The sequence below is a fragment of the Mesorhizobium sp. M4B.F.Ca.ET.143.01.1.1 genome (genome assembly GCF_004792275.1).
Classification (GTDB): Bacteria; Pseudomonadota; Alphaproteobacteria; order Rhizobiales; family Rhizobiaceae; genus Mesorhizobium; species Mesorhizobium abyssinicae.
In genome coordinates this window covers 1-290 of sequence record NZ_SRSR01000328.1, presented here as the reverse complement: position 1 = coordinate 290, position 290 = coordinate 1, and the positions used below count along the sequence as shown (strand labels likewise).

Annotated in this window: 1 protein-coding gene; it reads left to right on the top strand. The window is 67.2% G+C overall.

The window, feature by feature from the left end:
- A partial coding sequence (locus EN786_RS37200; RefSeq protein WP_189524404.1) for an AGE family epimerase/isomerase occupies nucleotides 1-290 on the top strand: 290 nt, incomplete at both ends.

Below are 290 nucleotides of genomic sequence, written 5' to 3'. Positions count from 1 at the left end.
ATTCACGCCAGCGCACGACCGCGTCATCGAGAGCGGCGCCTGGCGGCGGCGCGTGCACCACTGGCTGTTCGAGGAAACCTTGCCGTTATGGTCGACATCAGGCGTCGACGAGCGCCATGGCGGCTTCCACGAGGCGTTGGGTTTCGACACCAGGCCGCTCGTCAAGCCCAAGCGCATGCGCACCCAGGCCAGGCAGGTCTATGCTTTCGCCGTTGCCAAGGAACGTGGCTGGACGGGCCCGGCCGACCGGCTGATCGCGCATGGCATCGAGTTCATGGCAGGGCAGGGCC